This is a genomic window from Methylomonas sp. 2BW1-5-20 (genome assembly GCF_052474515.1).
On record NZ_CP184127.1, the window covers coordinates 3,674,758 to 3,689,701 of the forward strand.

Consider the following 14,944-nt stretch of genomic DNA (forward strand, 5'->3'; position numbering starts at 1 on the left):
AGGGTAGCGTAATCGGACGCATATTAAATCTTTCGGCGTATCGCTATTGCTAGTGGAGTAAGCGATGCTTGGAATATCCATCATTCCTCCGAATACGCTTCGCTATCCGGAGCGACTCCAGCACACTTGGGACGGAGTATCTCCCGTATGCCGCGCCGAGCACCGGAGTTTTTGAACGGGTAAATCGGCAGGATTGCCGATTTGCATGCGCAGCACCCGAAGGGCGAGGCACAGGGATGTGCCGCGTGAGCTAAGCGGCATCCGGGCCGCCTTTTCTTTGGATACTTTCTTTTGGCGGTGCAAAAGAAAGTATCTCGGCTGTCGGGCCGAGACCCGACTTCTAAACACCCGTCGCTCCAGCGACACATCAAAAGCAATTCACCGCATGGACACTAAACACCACCCGACGACGCTCAAACCGTATTCGATTGATCAATCATTTCAACACTACGCCCTTCAAACCGATGCGCGACCCCCTGCATCACCAAAATCAACACTACCCCCGCCAGGATAAAACCAATCTGCTGCAACGACGTTTTGATGTCTGTCTTCTGGTGCAGTGACGGGATCAAGTCGGCAACCGCGATATAGATAAAGCTGGAGGCCGCCAAGGTTAAAAAATACGGCAGGATATGGTGGAGGTCGCCGAGGCTGAAATACGCCAATATCCCGCCAACCACCGTACTCAAACTGGCGAGGATGTTATAGAACAAGGCTTCGCCGCGCTTGTAACCGCTATGCAGCAGAATGGCGAAGTCGCCAACTTCTTGCGGAATCTCATGCGCGGCCACAGCCAAACTGGTGACAATACCCAACTGCACGTCGGTTAAAAACGCCGCGCCGATCAATACGCCATCGACGAAGTTGTGGATGCTGTCGCCAAGAATGATAAACATGCCGGCGGGACGATGACCGGCCGGCTGGATTGAATGGCTATGGCCGTGTGCATGGGCGTGCTGATGTTGTTCATTATGCGATTCTTCGCCGTGGGCTTCGCAGGCGTGGGAATGGCAGTGCCGCCAGACCAACAGTTTTTCCAATACAAAAAACAACAGGATGCCGGCCAGGATGGTGGCCGACAGCGTAGGCATGTCTTCGACCGGCACTTCCTGGAACGCATGCGGGATCAGGCCGCAAAACGCGCCGGTCAGCAAGGCGCCGATCGCAAAGCTGATGCCGTGCGGCAACACGTGTTTTTGTTTGTGTTCCGGCAGCAGCAAAAATACCGCTGCGGCCAACACGCTGAGCACGCCGCCCAGCGCGGTAAACAGGATAATCGACAGCAATACGCTCAAATCAGTCTCTCCAGATCAGGCTGGCCATGCGGCCAGTCGCAGCGCCGTCGCGGCGGTACGAGTAAAAACGTTGCGCATCGGCGACAGTACACAAGTCGCCGCCGTAGACTTGTTGGACGCCCAACTCCGCCAGCTTAATCCGCGCCAATCTATAAATATCGGCCAACCACTTGCCGGGCTGACCGGCGCGAAACGCCACGGCGGTAATCGGATTGTCCCTGACAAAAGCGTCCCGCACGTCGTCGCCGACCTCGAAATTCTCCGGACCAATCGCCGGCCCCAACCAGACTTGTACTTCCTGGCAGCTCATCGCATACAAGGTTTCGGCGATGATACCGGCCTGCAAGCCGCGCCAACCGGCATGGGCGGCGGCAACCACTTCGCCATCGTCGCCGCAGAACAGCAATGGTAGGCAATCGGCGGTCAATACCGCGCAAACCGTGCCGGGTTGATCGGCGAAACTGGCGTCGGCCTCTTCCAAACTGTTGGTTTCATCGGCATTCACTACCCGCACCCCGTGCACTTGTTGCAACCAGACCGGTTCGGACGGCAGTTGCAGCATGTCCTTAATGATGTAGCGGTTGGTTTTGACGTGTTGCGGGTCGTCATTGACGTGGCCGGCCGGGTTCAAACTGGCGTAAGCGCCGGTGCTGACGCCGCCGGTACGCAAGGTTACAGCGGCGTGCACATGCGCCGGCAGCGGCCAATCAGGCTTGATCCAATTCATTTTCACCCAATAGTTTTAAAAGATTTTTCATATCCTCGGGAATGGCTTGCTCCCATTCGCAGTATTCGCCGGTTTCCGGATGCTCCAAACCCAGCTTAGCGGCATGCAGGGCCTGACGTTTGAAATTGCGCAGGGCTTCGGCCAGTGCCGGATTGCAATCTGCCGGCATTTGGAAGCGGCCGCCGTAAACTTGATCCCCAACCAACGGATAATTGATGTGCGACATATGCACCCTGATTTGATGGGTGCGGCCGGTTTCCAGCTTGACCCGGATCAGGGTGTGGCGTTTGAAGCGTTGCTCGAGACGATAATGGGTGATCGCTTCCTTACCGTCACGGCGTACGGCGTTGCGTTTGCGGTCCACCGGATGGCGGCCGATCGGTTCGTCGACGGTACCGCCGGCGGTCATCCAGCCTTTTACCAAGGCCAGATATTCGCGATGGATGCTGCGTTCCTGCAGTTGCTCGACCAAACTGTTATGAGCCTGCAAGGTTTTGGCGACCATCAAGAGGCCGCTGGTATCCTTGTCGATACGGTGCACAATGCCGGCGCGCGGCAGGGTATCCAGGCTGGGGGCGTGATTTAGCAACGCGTTGACCAAGGTGCCGTCCCAGTTACCCACCGCCGGGTGCACCACCAAACCGGCCGGCTTGTTAACGATCAATAAGGCATCGTCTTCGTGGATAATGTCTAGCGGGATTTCCTGAGGGGCATATTCGATGACCCGTTCGGCTTCCGCGTCCAGCTCGATTTCCTCGCCGCCGTCCAGTTTCTCGCGGCCCTTCATGATTTCGCCGTCCACCAGCACCCGCCCGGCCTTGATCCAGGTTTGCAGTTTGCTGCGCGAATAATCGGGGAACACTTCGGCCAGACACTGGTCCAGTCGCATACCCGCCAGTTCCTCTGGAACCCTTGCCGTTAATATCGTCATAGTCGTTTTTAAGTTATACTCGCGGCCGGAACGCCGCCAAAAGCTGCAAAAAACCCGCAATATTACAACGTGTTGATAAACGTATGCGATTAGTTTTAGTAAAAACCGTTTTTATCGCCAGTCTGATCTGGATACTGCCTGCTTGCGAGACCTTGGATGTCTTCTCCAGCAAAAGCAGTTCTTCCGATAAGGAAGAGGAATACGCCGGCTGGGACGATAAAACCTTTCATGAAAAAGCCAAGGAAGCGCTGGATAACAAAAACTACCAAAAAGCCGTCACCCTATACGAAGCCTTGGAATCGCGCTATCCGTTTGGCGATTACGCCGCCCAAGCGCAATTGAACGTTGCATACGCATATTATAAAAACGACGATCCGGAAGCGGGATTGGCGGCTGCCGACCGTTTTATCAAAATTCATCCGCGCAACCCCAGCGTCGATTATGCCTATTATTTAAAAGGCCTGATCAATTACAACCGCGGCATCGGTTTTATCGACCGTTTCCTCCCCACCGATTCTTCTCAGCGCGACCCCGGTCCGGCCAAAGACTCCTACGATAATTTCCAGGAATTGATCCGCCGCTACCCCAACAGCCAATACGTTACCGACGCCAAACAGCGCATGATCGCGCTGCGCAACAATATGGCGATGTACGAAGTCCATGTGGCCGATTATTACATGCGCCGCAAGGCTTACGTCGCCGCTGTAAACCGGGCCAATCACATCATAAAGGAATACCAACGCACGCCGGCGGTGCCGTTTGCGTTGCAAATCATGCAAGACGGCTATCGGCAGTTGGGCATGGACGAATTGGCCGCCGACGCCGAACGGATTTATGCCCTGAACTATCCGGCCGGCGCGCCGCAAGCCAATTACAAGGACGAAGGCGCCATCCAAAAAGTTTGGGACGCCATGGGCCTGGATAAATAAACGCTTGAGCCGTTTCACCGTTTTGCGGCTTGCCGGGCTATGCGGCCTGCTGCTCAATGCCGCTGCCGCAATTGCCGCGGAACCTGCACCGCTGTTTCAAAACCGCTTTTTCACGCTATCACAGGGCACCGAACTGGTTTGCGCCACCAGCCAGCAACAATTTACCCCTACCGCCGTTCTAGCCGAAATCATTCGTTTTTACGAAGCAAATCACCCCGGCCTGCGGAAACAAGCCGTGGCGGTGTTGACCGATCATCAGAACCAGGACCATCTGGATGACTTGGCCGGCTACCGCGAAGACTGCGCCAACAATATCGCCGGCGAACTCTGCGTACTGGAAAAATACTGGGACGACCGCGAGGCCGCTTGGCGGGCTTTGGCCTTGTTTTACGATACCAAAACCGTGGTCAAGCACAGCGAAGACTATCGCTACGAAGTGAGGCGTTTCAGCGCCGACCACCTGCGCCTGTTCGAAAAAGCCATCCGCAAGATTCCGGCTTTTTTAAGGCAAAGCATCAGCAGGGCCAAGCCGGTCGATAATCTGGAACAGGAAATTGCCGATAAGCCGACGGTGATGCAGGAACTGATTCGCGATGCGTTTCAGGAAGACTACAAAAATAGTATCTGGCAGGATCGCACCCACCCATTGACGCTGGTGCCTGGCATAGGCTTTCGTTCTCAGACCGTCGCCCAAGTATTCAGCGGCCAGAATCTGATCGCATTTACCGTCAAGGCCTTTGACAAAGGCAAGGAAGGCGGCACTTACCGCGACATCGGCGTGCAATATCTGGTGGATTTCCGCTTGCCTATCGTCGTGCATGAAATCGCCCACACCATCGACAACTTTCACTTCTGGAACGGCCGGGACGATCTGTATTTTTTCTACAAATACCACAAGATTTCCAACGACGAAGAGATCATGAAAATCATCGCCGAAGCCAAGCTGGCGCTGTGGCCGTCCAAATGGTTCGAAGCTTTCGAGTATTTGGGGGAGGTCAACGAGGGCCGTTACGACGGCACCACCCAGGAAAAGCTGGCCGAACTGGTGGCGCAATACATTCTGATCCCGGAACGCTTGCTGCTAAGCGCGCCGGCCGCCTATCAGTGGCTGCGCGAAGACATTTTTCGCGGCATCGAATACCAGGGCTACGACCGCTGCACGGTGCCGTTGACCAAGCCGTTAAACTGGTGGCAGTACGCGACCGGCAAGATGCTGGGCCAGTAACACTTTATGCTATGCTGACTCTGAATTTTAACGTCGATAAACCGCTGTCCTGCCATGAAAAAACCGCAAACCTTATCCCTGCAAGAACAACTGCTTAAATCCGGCCTGAGCAACGACGCCAAGCTCAAGCAAGTCAAAGCCGAAAAACGCAAGCAAACCAAGCTGGAACGCAATAATGGCGTCGAAATCGTCGACGAGATCAAGCTCAGTGCAGAGCAATTGCGTCAGCAACAGGTGGAACGCGACCGCGAGTTGAATCGGCAGCGCAAGCTGGCCGAGGAACAAAAAGCCCTGGGCGCGCAAATCAAACAGATCGTCGAAATGAATCGTATCCCTCAGGACGCAAACGGCTTGGCTTACAACTTCACCGACGACAACAAAGTCAAAACCCTATATGTGGCAGACAAAGTACGGGAGGCCTTAATCAACGGCCGGGCGGGCATCGCCAAAGTAAACGGACATTACGAGATCGTGCCGGCGGAGGTCGCCCGTAAAGTGCAGGCGCGGGACGCGGGTAGTATTGTGGTGTTAAACGAAGCGACGCAGGATGTGGCAGCCGCCGACGATCCGTATGCCAAGTTTCAGATTCCGGACGATTTGATGTGGTGAAGCGCTAGACCTTGCGAAAAATCAAATCCCAAACTCCGTGCCCCAAACCCAGGCCTCGGTTTTCGAATTTGGTTAAGGGCCGGTAAATCGGCCGTTCGCAAAAATCGTTGCTGGGGCTGCTGTTTTGCAAACCGCTGCCAGCCGACAAAATCCCCAGCATATCGTTGGCGTAATGTTCCCAATCGGTAGCGGCATGAAAATAGCCGCCGGCCATCAATTTCTTGTTCAGCAGATCCACGAAACTGGGACGGACGATGCGGCGCTTGTGGTGGCGACGCTTCTGCCACGGATCGGGGAAAAACAGATGCACGCCGGCCAAGCTGTGATCGGCGATTTTTTGTTCCAGAATCTCGATCGCGTCGTGGTGGTAAATCCTTACGTTGTTAATGCCGCGCTGCCCCAGCAACATCATCAAATGCCCAACGCCGGGTCGGTGCACCTCTATCCCTAAATAATTCAAATCCGGATTGGCTGCCGCCATCGCCGCCAGACTGTCGCCGTTGCCGAAGCCGATTTCGACGATCAAGGGCGCTTGGCGACCAAAGGCTTGCTCGGCATCAAAGTTGGCTTGCGGCGACAGGCAATACTTATCCCAATGGCTTTCCAGCGCCTGTTTCTGTCCGGCAGTAGCCCTACCTTGGCGGCGGATAAAACTGCGAATTTTGGAGGGGTGGATTTTTTTTGCTTCGGTCATGGAAAAAATTTATTACAGGCCTGGAGGGATAGGTTAGTGACGTCAGGTTATCTATTATATGGCTGCGATCTTGAAGAACAGAACTCGTAATAGATGAGTCGGCTTTGTTAGCCTATCCTAGTCGGAACATTTAAGCATCAAACTGCTCCAACCTCGACTTCGCCGCCAATCCGAACGCCGAATCCAGCTCCTTCTCGACAATTCGTTGCAGCACCGATGAACTGGATTTTTCCAATAAACCAATGGCTCGCAGCCGCACCGAACCGTAGTGGGCGTTTAGTGCCGCCAGTTCCGTCATATAGCTGCCGGAGTCGTTCAGCAGCTTGAGAATCACTCTTTCCGGGTCTTCGGTAAACAGGTCGCGGACCAGTTCGCCGTATTGTTCCTGCAAGCGGATCAAGTCGCGGCGGTCGAGTTTTTTCGGTTCGGTGGGATCGTCGCAGCAGCCCATTGCTTTAGGCTTCTTGGTTATGCTCGGAAACGAGCTGCTGAAATTCGAACTCGCAACCACCGCAGCCGGATGCCGCACCGGTGATGCGGGAAATTCTTTCCGGATCGACGACACCCTCGACTAACAGGGCTTTGATTTGCTGAACGGTGGTACCGCTGCAATAGCAAATTACGTCGTTTTCGATGTCTGGCTTAATGGCATTCATAAGGAAAGATTCTGAATGTTGGCTTCACTTTGTTGGGTTACGCCCTATCGGGCTAACCCATCCTACATCTGGATTTTATCGTTCTTACAAAAATAACCCATCAATCGGCGAAGACGCCGACGCGAAGCGTTTGCGTGGCATGCGCCCGGCCAGGAAAGCTTCGCGTCCTGCCTCAATGCCTTTTTTCATCGCCGAGGCCATCAGCACCGGATTTTTTGCGGCGGCGATAGCAGTGTTCATCAACACGCCGTCGCAGCCCAGCTCCATCGCCATCGCAGCGTCGGAGGCGGTGCCGACGCCGGCATCGACCAGGATGGGCACCTTGGCGTTTTCGACGATGGTCAGAATGTTGTAAGGGTTACGAATGCCCAAACCCGAGCCGATTGGCGCGGCCAGCGGCATCACCGCCACGCAACCGATTTCTTCCAGACGCTTGGCGGCGATAGGATCGTCGTTGGTGTAAACCATCACGTCGAAGCCTTCCTTGACCAGCAATTCTGCGGCGACATAGGTTTCGGCAACATCCGGAAACAAGGTCAATTGATCGGCCAGCACTTCCAGCTTCACCAGTTTGTGGCCGCCCAACAATTCGCGCGCCAATCGGCAGGTACGCACAGCGTCATCGGCGGTGTAGCAGCCGGCGGTGTTGGGCAGGATAGTGTATTTATCAGGGGAAATCACATCCAGCAAGCTGGGTTCGCCTGGGTTTTGGCCGATGTTAGTGCGGCGAATCGCCACGGTGATGATCTCGGCGCCGCTGGCTTCGGTGGCCAGGCGGGTTTCTTCCAGATCCTTGTATTTGCCGGAACCCACCAACAGCCGTGAGCGATATTGTTTACCGGCCAGCGTGAAATAATCGTCCTGCCCGCCGCCGATGGCTTGCACGATTTCCAAGCGGTCGTCGTTTTGCAAGCGTTGGCTGGCGTGTTGGGTAAACGGCAGAATTTCCTTGTTCAATTCCACGGCGATGCGTTTGCCGGTCAAACCCAAATCGGCAATTATGTCGGCAACGGTAGCGTTCTCGCCATATTCGCGATTGTCGCCATTGACCTGTATTTTCATGCTTTAAACCTTGTGTGTTTTCGCGGCACGGCGGCGTTCTACGGCGCCGGCCAAGTGATGTAATAATTCCGCGCTGTCTTCCCAGCACAAACAGGCGTCGGTAATGCTTTGACCGTATGTCAGCGGTTTGCCTTCCTCGACATCCTGACGACCGCCGACCAGATGACTTTCCACCATAGCGCCGATGATGCGGGTATCGCCGCCACGGATTTGCCCCGCCACATCTTGTGCAACCAGCATTTGCCGTTCGTATTTTTTCGAACTGTTGGCGTGGCTGAAATCGATCATGATGTTGGGACGCAGGCCGGCTTCGACCAAGCCCTCAGCCACCTGTTCGACGCTGACTTCGTCGTAGTTCGGCCGGTTGTTGCCGCCGCGCAGAATGATGTGGGCATCTTCGTTGCCGCGCGTTGAGAAAATCGCCGAGCGGCCTTCCTTGGTCAAGGACAAAAAGTGATGCGGACTCATCGCGGCATTGATGGCGTCGATGGCGATTTTAATGCCGCCGTCGGTGGCGTTTTTGAAGCCGACCGGGCAGGATAATCCGGACGCCAATTCCCGATGCACCTGGCTCTCGGTGGTGCGGGCGCCGATGGCGCCCCAGGAAATCAGGTCGGAGACATATTGCGGCGTAATCAAATCCAGATATTCGGTAGCCGCGGGCACACCCAGATTATTCACATCCGACAATAACTGCCGCGCCATGCGCAGGCCTTTATTGATATTGAAGCTGGAATTGAGATCCGGGTCATTGATCAGGCCTTTCCAGCCTACCGTGGTCCGTGGCTTTTCGAAATACACCCGCATCACGATCACTAGGTCATCTTGCAACTCGTCCATGATCAGTTTCAAGCGCCCGGCGTACTCCACCGCCGCTGCCGGGTCATGGATCGAGCAGGGGCCTATAATCACCAGTAATCTATCATCTGCACCGGTAAGAACGTTGTGAATCGCCTCCCTCGCATGCAGAATGGTGGCTGCGGCTTGCTCAGTCATCGGGATTTCTTCATGAACCTGAATCGGCGCCACCACGTCCTTGGTTTCACAAATTCTTAAATCATCGGTGTTATAGTTAGTTGGCATGACACTCAGCAATACGCTTTCAGTAGATGGATTAATTGGCTATTTTAACCGTTTTGCCTGTCGGTGTTACAAACTAATGCCGAAACCGACCTGAGAAAACCCTGACATGACAGACGACAGACCCATTAAACGCTGCCTGACGGTATGCCTGGCGCAATCGTTCGAATTCGCGCAATTGCGGGAAAAACTGCTGGACTCCACCCGCGCGCAACTATTCAGAAACGCCTTGGTGATCGATTACAAAACCGGCTGCGCGATTGTGTTTGCCTACGGCGTCATGGTGTGCTGGAACCTCAATCTCGACGACCGCCGCGCTTTGCAGGATTTGTTGCTGGATTACGCGATCAAACCCGACGCCGAACCGCAGGAAGACAATTTCAGTTATGAAGTAGGCTGCGAGCACGACCGTTTTCAACACGACCATCTGGAATTGCAGTCGGCTGACTTTAAAGTGCTGTTGGCGCTATCACACGCGATGGCACAATCGATCAAGCTGGCGGCGTTTGAAGGTCACGCCATCGACACCATCCGCGCCACCAGCCATTTACCGCAATCGCTGGCAAGGGAAGGCAAGATCAAACTGAATCGGAAAACCATGGCAATGATCCGCGGCCAATTGTTCCTGACCAAAAGCGACATTATCCTGAATTACGACTTGCTGGATACCCCGGAGTTTTTCTGGGAACACCCGGAATATCAGCATATTTATTCGATGGCCGCCAATTACCTGGAAATTCAACAGCGCACCGACGTCTTGTCAAAAAAGCTTGAGACCATACACGAGCTGCTGGAAATGCTGGCCGACGAACAGAAGCACCAACATTCCTCGGCACTGGAATGGATCATCATCTGGCTGATTGCGGTGGAGATTGTGATGTCGATTTTGGATAAGGTGTTTTAGCGCTTTCGCCGTGGGGCAGGCAATTGTTTAGACCGTTTAAAGCCTCGGCCAGTCTGTGCCAAGCCGGCTCTTCGCCGGGCAAACCGACTCGCAAGCTAGGCGGATGGTCGAATAATCGCGTCAAGATACCTTGCCTTGCCAAGCTTTCATGCAAAACACCGGCTGATTCAATTCTTAGCCATTGAAACAAATTGCAGCCGCCATCCGGTGGCCAGCCATGGCTGCTGAGTAGTTGTTCGAGTCTTTGGCCTTGCTGCCTTAATGATACGGCGGTCGCTTGCTGCCAATCCCGGTCCGCCAAGGCCAGCGAAGCCGCATAACGGGCGGGATGACTAATAGGCCAAGGGCCCAACAGCTCCCGCAACGGCTTCAACACTGCCGGTTCGGCAATCACAAAACCGCAACGCACCCCAGCCAAACCGAAAAACTTGCCCAGCGAACGTAACACGATAAGACCGGGCCGCACCGGCAAATTAGACAGACTGAACTGCGGCATGCCGTCGATGAAGGCTTCGTCCACTAACAGCCAACCGCCACGCCGACTAAGCTTTTCATGCCAATTTAACAGCTGCCGCCTACTCCAAAGCCGGCCGGTCGGATTGTTGGGATTGATCAGAATCAGCACATCCAGCTCGTCCAGCCGGATATCGATCTGCTCGGCATCAAGGCTGACGATATGATGGCCGGCGTTTTGCCAGACGACGGCATGCTCCGCATAAGCCGGATGCAGCACACCAACGCGAGACTTCGCCCGCAGCAATGGTAGGGCTTGAATCGCGGCCTGCGAGCCCGCTACCGCGAGCAACGAGTTGTTTTGGTAGTAATCCCGTGCTGCCGGTAGAAGCTCGTCATCATCTTCCGGCAGGCGTTGCCAGCATTCGGCCGGAATGATCAGCGCCGGCCAGCCGTTGGGGTTGATGCCGGTGGACAAATCCAGCCAATCGGCCAAAGGAATGCCGTACCGGCTGGCGGCTTGCCGTAAGCGCCCGCCATGTTCAAGCAAGCGCGTCTCCCAGGCCGATAAGTATCAGCCACAACAACAGCACCCGATACATTAGCTTACAGGCTCGGGGAATATCGTAGTCTTCCGGCGCCCGCTCGCCGCCAAACCAGGGTTTTTGTTTAATTTCGCCGTGATAGCAAGCGGGACCGCCCAACTGCAACATTAGCGAACCGCCACCGGCTGTCATCACCGGCCCGGCATTGGGGCTGTCCAGCAAATGGGCGTGCCGCCTCCAGGCACTCAGGGCCTGAGCGGTATTGCCCAACACGGCATAACTTATCGCGGTCAAGCGCGCGGGCATCCAGTTCAGCACATCGTCGAAACGCGCCGCCATCCAGCCGAAATAGCGATAGCGCCGATTCTTATACCCCCACATCGCATCCAAGGTATTGCTCAGCCGATACAATAGCGCACCGAACGGCCCCAATACGACGAACCAGAACAAGGGCGCAAACACCGCATCGGCGCCGTTTTCCAGCACCGACTCGATCGCCGCTCGCCGCACATCGGCCGCTGTCATGGCGTCGGTCTGACGACTAACGATTCTGCCAACTTGTTGCCGCGCCAAAGGTAAGTCATTCACCGTCAACGCCGCGTAAACGGCTTGAGCATGCTGTTGCAGACTGCGAGCGGCGATGCAGAAATACAAAATCAACACGTCAATGACAAGCCGCAACACCGGCCAATCGGGCAGAGCCAGCAACCATGCGACGCAAGGCGTCAAGGCTATCCCCACCGCCAGGCAACCGCTGATTTGCTGACGAATCGGCGATTGCCCGGCGTTTAACAACCGCTTTTCGATAACGCCTGCCCATTTGCCGAACAGCACCAAGGGGTGATACGTGTTACTCGGCTCACCCAAGCCAAAGTCTATGGCGACAGCCAGCAGGATGACGGCGGTGAGAGTCATGCTTTGTGGCTCGGAAAGAATAATTTCAAAATCCGTAAGAACCTAAAGCCGGATCAACTGACGCATCTTGCCTGAGCAACCGGGAACGATTGGAATCTCCCCGCCGGTTTTATACGGCTTCGTGAGCGGTTTTTGCTGGCAGCAAGGCTTTTACCGCACGGACCAAGCCGAAAATAACCACGCCATAAATCAAGGTCGAAGTCAGGTAAGGCGGATAATACTCGGCAAAACCCGCCAGATATTGCCCAGGGACGCTGTCGGAAAAGCGCCCGGACAGCAAATAAAAGCTACCGTTGGAAATCACAAAGGCGACGGAAACGGCCGCAACCAGCGCAGCAAACTGTTGGGCAGCGCCGGCCAACGTCAATAAGGTAAATTTGCGGCACCATTTACCGCCCAGCCACATTGCGCCGTAAGAGCCAATCAGAAACACATAGGCCTTGGACACGCAAAAATCGCTAACGCCGAGCTTGGTAATCGCCAGATAATCGATCAAGCCCGCCTCAAGCAACAGCAACCCAAACAAATAGCGGCCGCCCAGCCACAGACCGGCGAAAAAAAACGCCGCCAGCGAAGCGTCCGGTAACGCAAACGGTGTGCCGAAATGGTGAAAACGGGTGGCGGCCATCAATGCCATCAGCGCCACGGCGCCGGGTTTGACGGAAAAAGAAGGTGTTGCTGACATTGTTTAATACTCCAAGAGAATCAGTTATTGAAATGAACCGAAAAAAAGAAATTTCGACCGGGGCTATTATAAGTATCGACGGTTTGATAATCCTTATCCAGCAGATTATTTAGCTTCGCGCTCAGTGTCCAGTTTTTTGTCAGGCGATAGGCGGCGCGAAGATCAACGGTGACAAAACCGGCGACCCGCGTACGCTCACCCAGCCAATCTTCTTCAAAACTATTGCCGCGCGCCAAGATATTGGCCCCAACATCGACGGTATCGAACGAATGGGATAAATCGTAGGTAACAATGGTGTCCGCGCGCCGCACCAGTCGCAAATTGCTCGTACGATCCCTGGGGCTTAAGTACTGCACGGCGATCTTGTTTCGCCAACCGAATATCTCCTTGTTGACATCGAATTCGAGACCATCAATTTGAGCTTTTTGAGTTTGCCGCGTTGTGGATATAAATGTATCCCGATCGGTCACCCAAGTAATCAAATTATCGATATTGGTATGGTAGGCGCGCGCTTCCCAGTTAGCCCAAGTTTGCCGGCCGCTCAGACCCACTTCGAAGGAGGTTGATTCCTCTGGCTTCAAACCAGGGTCGCCGTGACTTCCGAAACTATCGACATAATAAAGATCGTTTAATGTGGGTGCCTTGAAGGCGTTGCCAAAGCTGGCAAAGGCGCTGATCCCGCTGTCCCAGTTATAACGCCAACCGAAATTTCCGGTCACATAGTCACCAAAGGCCTGATTTTCGTCCCAACGCAGCGAAGCGTTGAGATGATGCCTATCAAATACTCGGCTGTGCAATTCGCCGAAAATGCCGAAATCGTATCGCTCGGTCCGCAGATATTGGGTGGTGCTTTCCACTTCGTCGAAGCGATAATCCGCGCCGAACACCCCTTTATGAGCATCGTTAAATTTTACGTCGTTTTGCCAGGTCACATTCCAACGGGTAGTGTCGAAGCGACTGTTATAAGTCGGATTACTGGCAAAGTTGTAACTATCGTCGCGACTTTGGCCCAGTCGCAAGAGCGAACGCCAACCGTCGGCAAGCTGCGCACTGCCGCTTACACCCACCACCTGATTATTGAATGCCGTTTTATTAAAAAGGCCATCGATTTCGGTCTGTCCTTCACTGCGTAGATAAAAGGCTTCCAATTCGGCAGCATTCGCGAAACGGTGGCCGGCTCGGGCATTCAGGCCGGTGTTGTAATATCCGTCTCTGTCCGGGTCACTATCTTGCTTGGCGTTGATACCCTGAGTATCGAGATGCGAAGCCGACAGGCTATACCAAGAATCGCCCCACTTGCCGCTGACCGCCCCGCTGGCTTGCGAGGTATCGTAAGAACCGGCACCAGCATCGAGCGAAAGGGAGGGCGTATCTTGCTGTTTGCCTTTGCGCGTGAAAATTTGAATGACACCACCCACGGCTTCCGAACCGTAAAGACTCGAATTGGGCCCGCGACTAATTTCTACTCGTTCGATTTGCTCGACCGGCATAATCTCAAACGGCGCAGTACCTAAGGTCACCGAGCCGGCTTTAATGCCATCGATCAGCACCAGCACATGATCGGAATTGGTACCGCGCATGAACACACTGGAAGTTTTTCCGAAACCGCCGTTTTGAGTCATGTCGATGCCGGTCGTTCGATTCAACAATTCCGGTAGCGTTCTGACTTGTAGTTGCTCAATGTCGGCTCGAGTATAAACCGTCGTGGCTGTTGCAAGCTCATTGCTCGGCGTATCGTTGCGCGTCGCAGTAACCGTCATTTCCGGCAAGCTAAAGGCTTGCTGATCTGATTGTGCCGCACTTGCCAAAGGCACGCCGGCGCCGGCTAAAATAAAGGGTGTAACCAAAAGCTTTTGCATGCTTTCCTCTGCGCCCGCCGCGCATCCGGGTGAAAAAGGACAGAGGAAAAAGCTGTAAACGAAAAAGGCGGAGGCAGGCTGGGCAAGGACTCTGACCATTCCGTCAACAGCCCTCCGCTGTCTCGAATGATCTTCCGGGCCAGTCTCCGGACTTATAAGCAGCTCGAGGCCTGAACTACGAACCTTCCCATGCAAAGCGCACAGTGGCAAAAACGCAGCTCTTTACTTATCTACCGTTGCGGGGGCAGCGTCGGCATGGGCGATTGAAAACAACCGCCGCACCGACTTCCTGTTTAAGTTTGGCCGAGAAACAGCGCAAACACCTGAAAGAAGGGCCGAGATTGTATGCAGGCGGGCGCTAAAAAGCAATAAAAC

At 54.6% G+C, this 14,944-nt stretch carries 16 protein-coding genes and 1 riboswitch; of the genes, 4 read left to right on the forward strand and 12 right to left on the reverse strand.

Going from position 1 to position 14,944, the window contains the following annotated elements:
- Positions 1-413: 413 nt before the first annotated feature.
- Genes ACH50O_RS17020 through rluD form a run of 3 tightly spaced genes read right to left on the reverse strand, consistent with a single transcriptional unit; the run spans position 414 to position 2,953 of the window.
- Positions 414-1,295, reverse strand: coding sequence for a ZIP family metal transporter (locus ACH50O_RS17020; protein ID WP_446808942.1), 882 nt, complete (start codon positions 1,293-1,295; stop codon positions 414-416).
- 1 nt (position 1,296) lies between these two features.
- Positions 1,297-2,022 carry a peptidoglycan editing factor PgeF gene (gene pgeF, locus ACH50O_RS17025; RefSeq protein ID WP_446808943.1) on the reverse strand — a complete coding sequence of 242 codons (726 nt, stop codon included), beginning with the start codon at positions 2,020-2,022 and terminating at the stop codon, positions 1,297-1,299.
- A complete protein-coding gene (gene rluD / locus ACH50O_RS17030) occupies positions 2,003-2,953 on the reverse strand; it encodes a 23S rRNA pseudouridine(1911/1915/1917) synthase RluD (protein WP_446808944.1) in 951 nt (316 codons plus the stop codon). The genes pgeF and rluD overlap by 20 nt, the downstream gene beginning before the upstream one ends.
- Before the next feature lie 83 nt (positions 2,954-3,036).
- Between rluD and ACH50O_RS17035 the strand changes: the two genes are divergently transcribed.
- The 3 genes from ACH50O_RS17035 to ACH50O_RS17045 are packed head-to-tail and all read left to right on the forward strand — an operon-like array spanning position 3,037 to position 5,716.
- On the forward strand, positions 3,037-3,882 hold the full coding sequence (locus ACH50O_RS17035; protein WP_446808945.1) for an outer membrane protein assembly factor BamD: 846 nt from the start codon (positions 3,037-3,039) through the stop codon (positions 3,880-3,882).
- Positions 3,883-3,886: 4 nt separating this feature from the next.
- Positions 3,887-5,107 carry a hypothetical protein gene (locus tag ACH50O_RS17040; RefSeq protein WP_446808946.1) on the forward strand — a complete coding sequence of 407 codons (1,221 nt, stop codon included), beginning with the start codon at positions 3,887-3,889 and terminating at the stop codon, positions 5,105-5,107.
- Positions 5,108-5,161: 54 nt separating this feature from the next.
- Positions 5,162-5,716, forward strand: coding sequence for a DUF2058 domain-containing protein (locus tag ACH50O_RS17045; RefSeq protein WP_446808947.1), 555 nt, complete (start codon positions 5,162-5,164; stop codon positions 5,714-5,716).
- A gap of 4 nt (positions 5,717-5,720) precedes the next feature.
- Here ACH50O_RS17045 and trmB read toward each other — a convergent pair whose 3' ends face one another.
- The 5 genes from trmB to aroG form a co-directional block, all read right to left on the reverse strand.
- A complete protein-coding gene (gene trmB, locus ACH50O_RS17050) occupies positions 5,721-6,410 on the reverse strand; it encodes a tRNA (guanosine(46)-N7)-methyltransferase TrmB (protein ID WP_446808948.1) in 690 nt (229 codons plus the stop codon).
- 130 nt (positions 6,411-6,540) lie between these two features.
- On the reverse strand, positions 6,541-6,861 hold the full coding sequence (locus ACH50O_RS17055; RefSeq protein ID WP_446808949.1) for a hypothetical protein: 321 nt from the start codon (positions 6,859-6,861) through the stop codon (positions 6,541-6,543).
- A gap of 4 nt (positions 6,862-6,865) precedes the next feature.
- Positions 6,866-7,066 carry a (2Fe-2S)-binding protein gene (locus ACH50O_RS17060; RefSeq protein ID WP_446808950.1) on the reverse strand — a complete coding sequence of 67 codons (201 nt, stop codon included), beginning with the start codon at positions 7,064-7,066 and terminating at the stop codon, positions 6,866-6,868.
- A gap of 84 nt (positions 7,067-7,150) precedes the next feature.
- Positions 7,151-8,128, reverse strand: coding sequence for a sulfur carrier protein ThiS (gene thiS, locus ACH50O_RS17065; protein WP_446808951.1), 978 nt, complete (start codon positions 8,126-8,128; stop codon positions 7,151-7,153).
- A 3-nt stretch (positions 8,129-8,131) separates the two neighbouring features.
- The gene (aroG, locus tag ACH50O_RS17070; protein WP_446808952.1) at positions 8,132-9,211 is read right to left on the reverse strand and encodes a 3-deoxy-7-phosphoheptulonate synthase AroG; all 1,080 of its coding nucleotides are present in this window, start codon (positions 9,209-9,211) and stop codon (positions 8,132-8,134) included.
- Positions 9,212-9,317: 106 nt separating this feature from the next.
- Between aroG and ACH50O_RS17075 the strand changes: the two genes are divergently transcribed.
- Positions 9,318-10,112 (forward strand): RMD1 family protein, encoded by a 795-nt coding sequence (locus ACH50O_RS17075; protein ID WP_446808953.1) that lies wholly within the window; start codon positions 9,318-9,320, stop codon positions 10,110-10,112.
- Here the strand turns inward: ACH50O_RS17075 and cobD are convergent.
- The 4 genes from cobD to ACH50O_RS17095 form a co-directional block, all read right to left on the reverse strand.
- Complete coding sequence (gene cobD, locus ACH50O_RS17080; RefSeq protein ID WP_446808954.1) at positions 10,057-11,115, reverse strand: threonine-phosphate decarboxylase CobD; 1,059 nt, start codon at positions 11,113-11,115, stop codon at positions 10,057-10,059. The two genes, ACH50O_RS17075 and cobD, sit on opposite strands and share 56 nt — an antisense overlap.
- Complete coding sequence (gene cbiB / locus ACH50O_RS17085; RefSeq protein ID WP_446808955.1) at positions 11,108-12,025, reverse strand: adenosylcobinamide-phosphate synthase CbiB; 918 nt, start codon at positions 12,023-12,025, stop codon at positions 11,108-11,110. Before cbiB ends, cobD begins: the two co-directional genes overlap by 8 nt.
- 109 nt (positions 12,026-12,134) lie before the next feature.
- Entirely contained in the window at positions 12,135-12,710 is a 576-nt protein-coding gene (locus ACH50O_RS17090; RefSeq protein ID WP_446808956.1) for a hypothetical protein, read from the reverse strand.
- A 20-nt stretch (positions 12,711-12,730) separates the two neighbouring features.
- Positions 12,731-14,569 carry a TonB-dependent receptor domain-containing protein gene (locus tag ACH50O_RS17095; protein ID WP_446808957.1) on the reverse strand — a complete coding sequence of 613 codons (1,839 nt, stop codon included), beginning with the start codon at positions 14,567-14,569 and terminating at the stop codon, positions 12,731-12,733.
- Between the two features lie 120 nt (positions 14,570-14,689).
- A riboswitch (cobalamin riboswitch) is annotated at positions 14,690-14,911 on the reverse strand.
- Between the last annotated feature and the right edge of the window lie 33 nt (positions 14,912-14,944).

Coding starts and splice junctions, on each gene's coding strand:
- cbiB (WP_446808955.1), bottom strand. CDS start 12,025: ATGACTCTCACCGCCGTCATCCTGCTGGCTGTCGCCATAGACTTTGGC.
- thiS (WP_446808951.1), bottom strand. CDS start 8,128: ATGAAAATACAGGTCAATGGCGACAATCGCGAATATGGCGAGAACGCT.
- aroG (WP_446808952.1), bottom strand. CDS start 9,211: ATGCCAACTAACTATAACACCGATGATTTAAGAATTTGTGAAACCAAG.
- trmB (WP_446808948.1), bottom strand. CDS start 6,410: ATGACCGAAGCAAAAAAAATCCACCCCTCCAAAATTCGCAGTTTTATC.
- pgeF (WP_446808943.1), bottom strand. CDS start 2,022: ATGAATTGGATCAAGCCTGATTGGCCGCTGCCGGCGCATGTGCACGCC.
- rluD (WP_446808944.1), bottom strand. CDS start 2,953: ATGACGATATTAACGGCAAGGGTTCCAGAGGAACTGGCGGGTATGCGA.
- ACH50O_RS17055 (WP_446808949.1), bottom strand. CDS start 6,861: ATGGGCTGCTGCGACGATCCCACCGAACCGAAAAAACTCGACCGCCGC.
- ACH50O_RS17095 (WP_446808957.1), bottom strand. CDS start 14,569: ATGCAAAAGCTTTTGGTTACACCCTTTATTTTAGCCGGCGCCGGCGTG.
- ACH50O_RS17060 (WP_446808950.1), bottom strand. CDS start 7,066: ATGAATGCCATTAAGCCAGACATCGAAAACGACGTAATTTGCTATTGC.
- ACH50O_RS17035 (WP_446808945.1), top strand. CDS start 3,037: ATGCGATTAGTTTTAGTAAAAACCGTTTTTATCGCCAGTCTGATCTGG.
- ACH50O_RS17090 (WP_446808956.1), bottom strand. CDS start 12,710: ATGTCAGCAACACCTTCTTTTTCCGTCAAACCCGGCGCCGTGGCGCTG.
- ACH50O_RS17045 (WP_446808947.1), top strand. CDS start 5,162: ATGAAAAAACCGCAAACCTTATCCCTGCAAGAACAACTGCTTAAATCC.
- ACH50O_RS17075 (WP_446808953.1), top strand. CDS start 9,318: ATGACAGACGACAGACCCATTAAACGCTGCCTGACGGTATGCCTGGCG.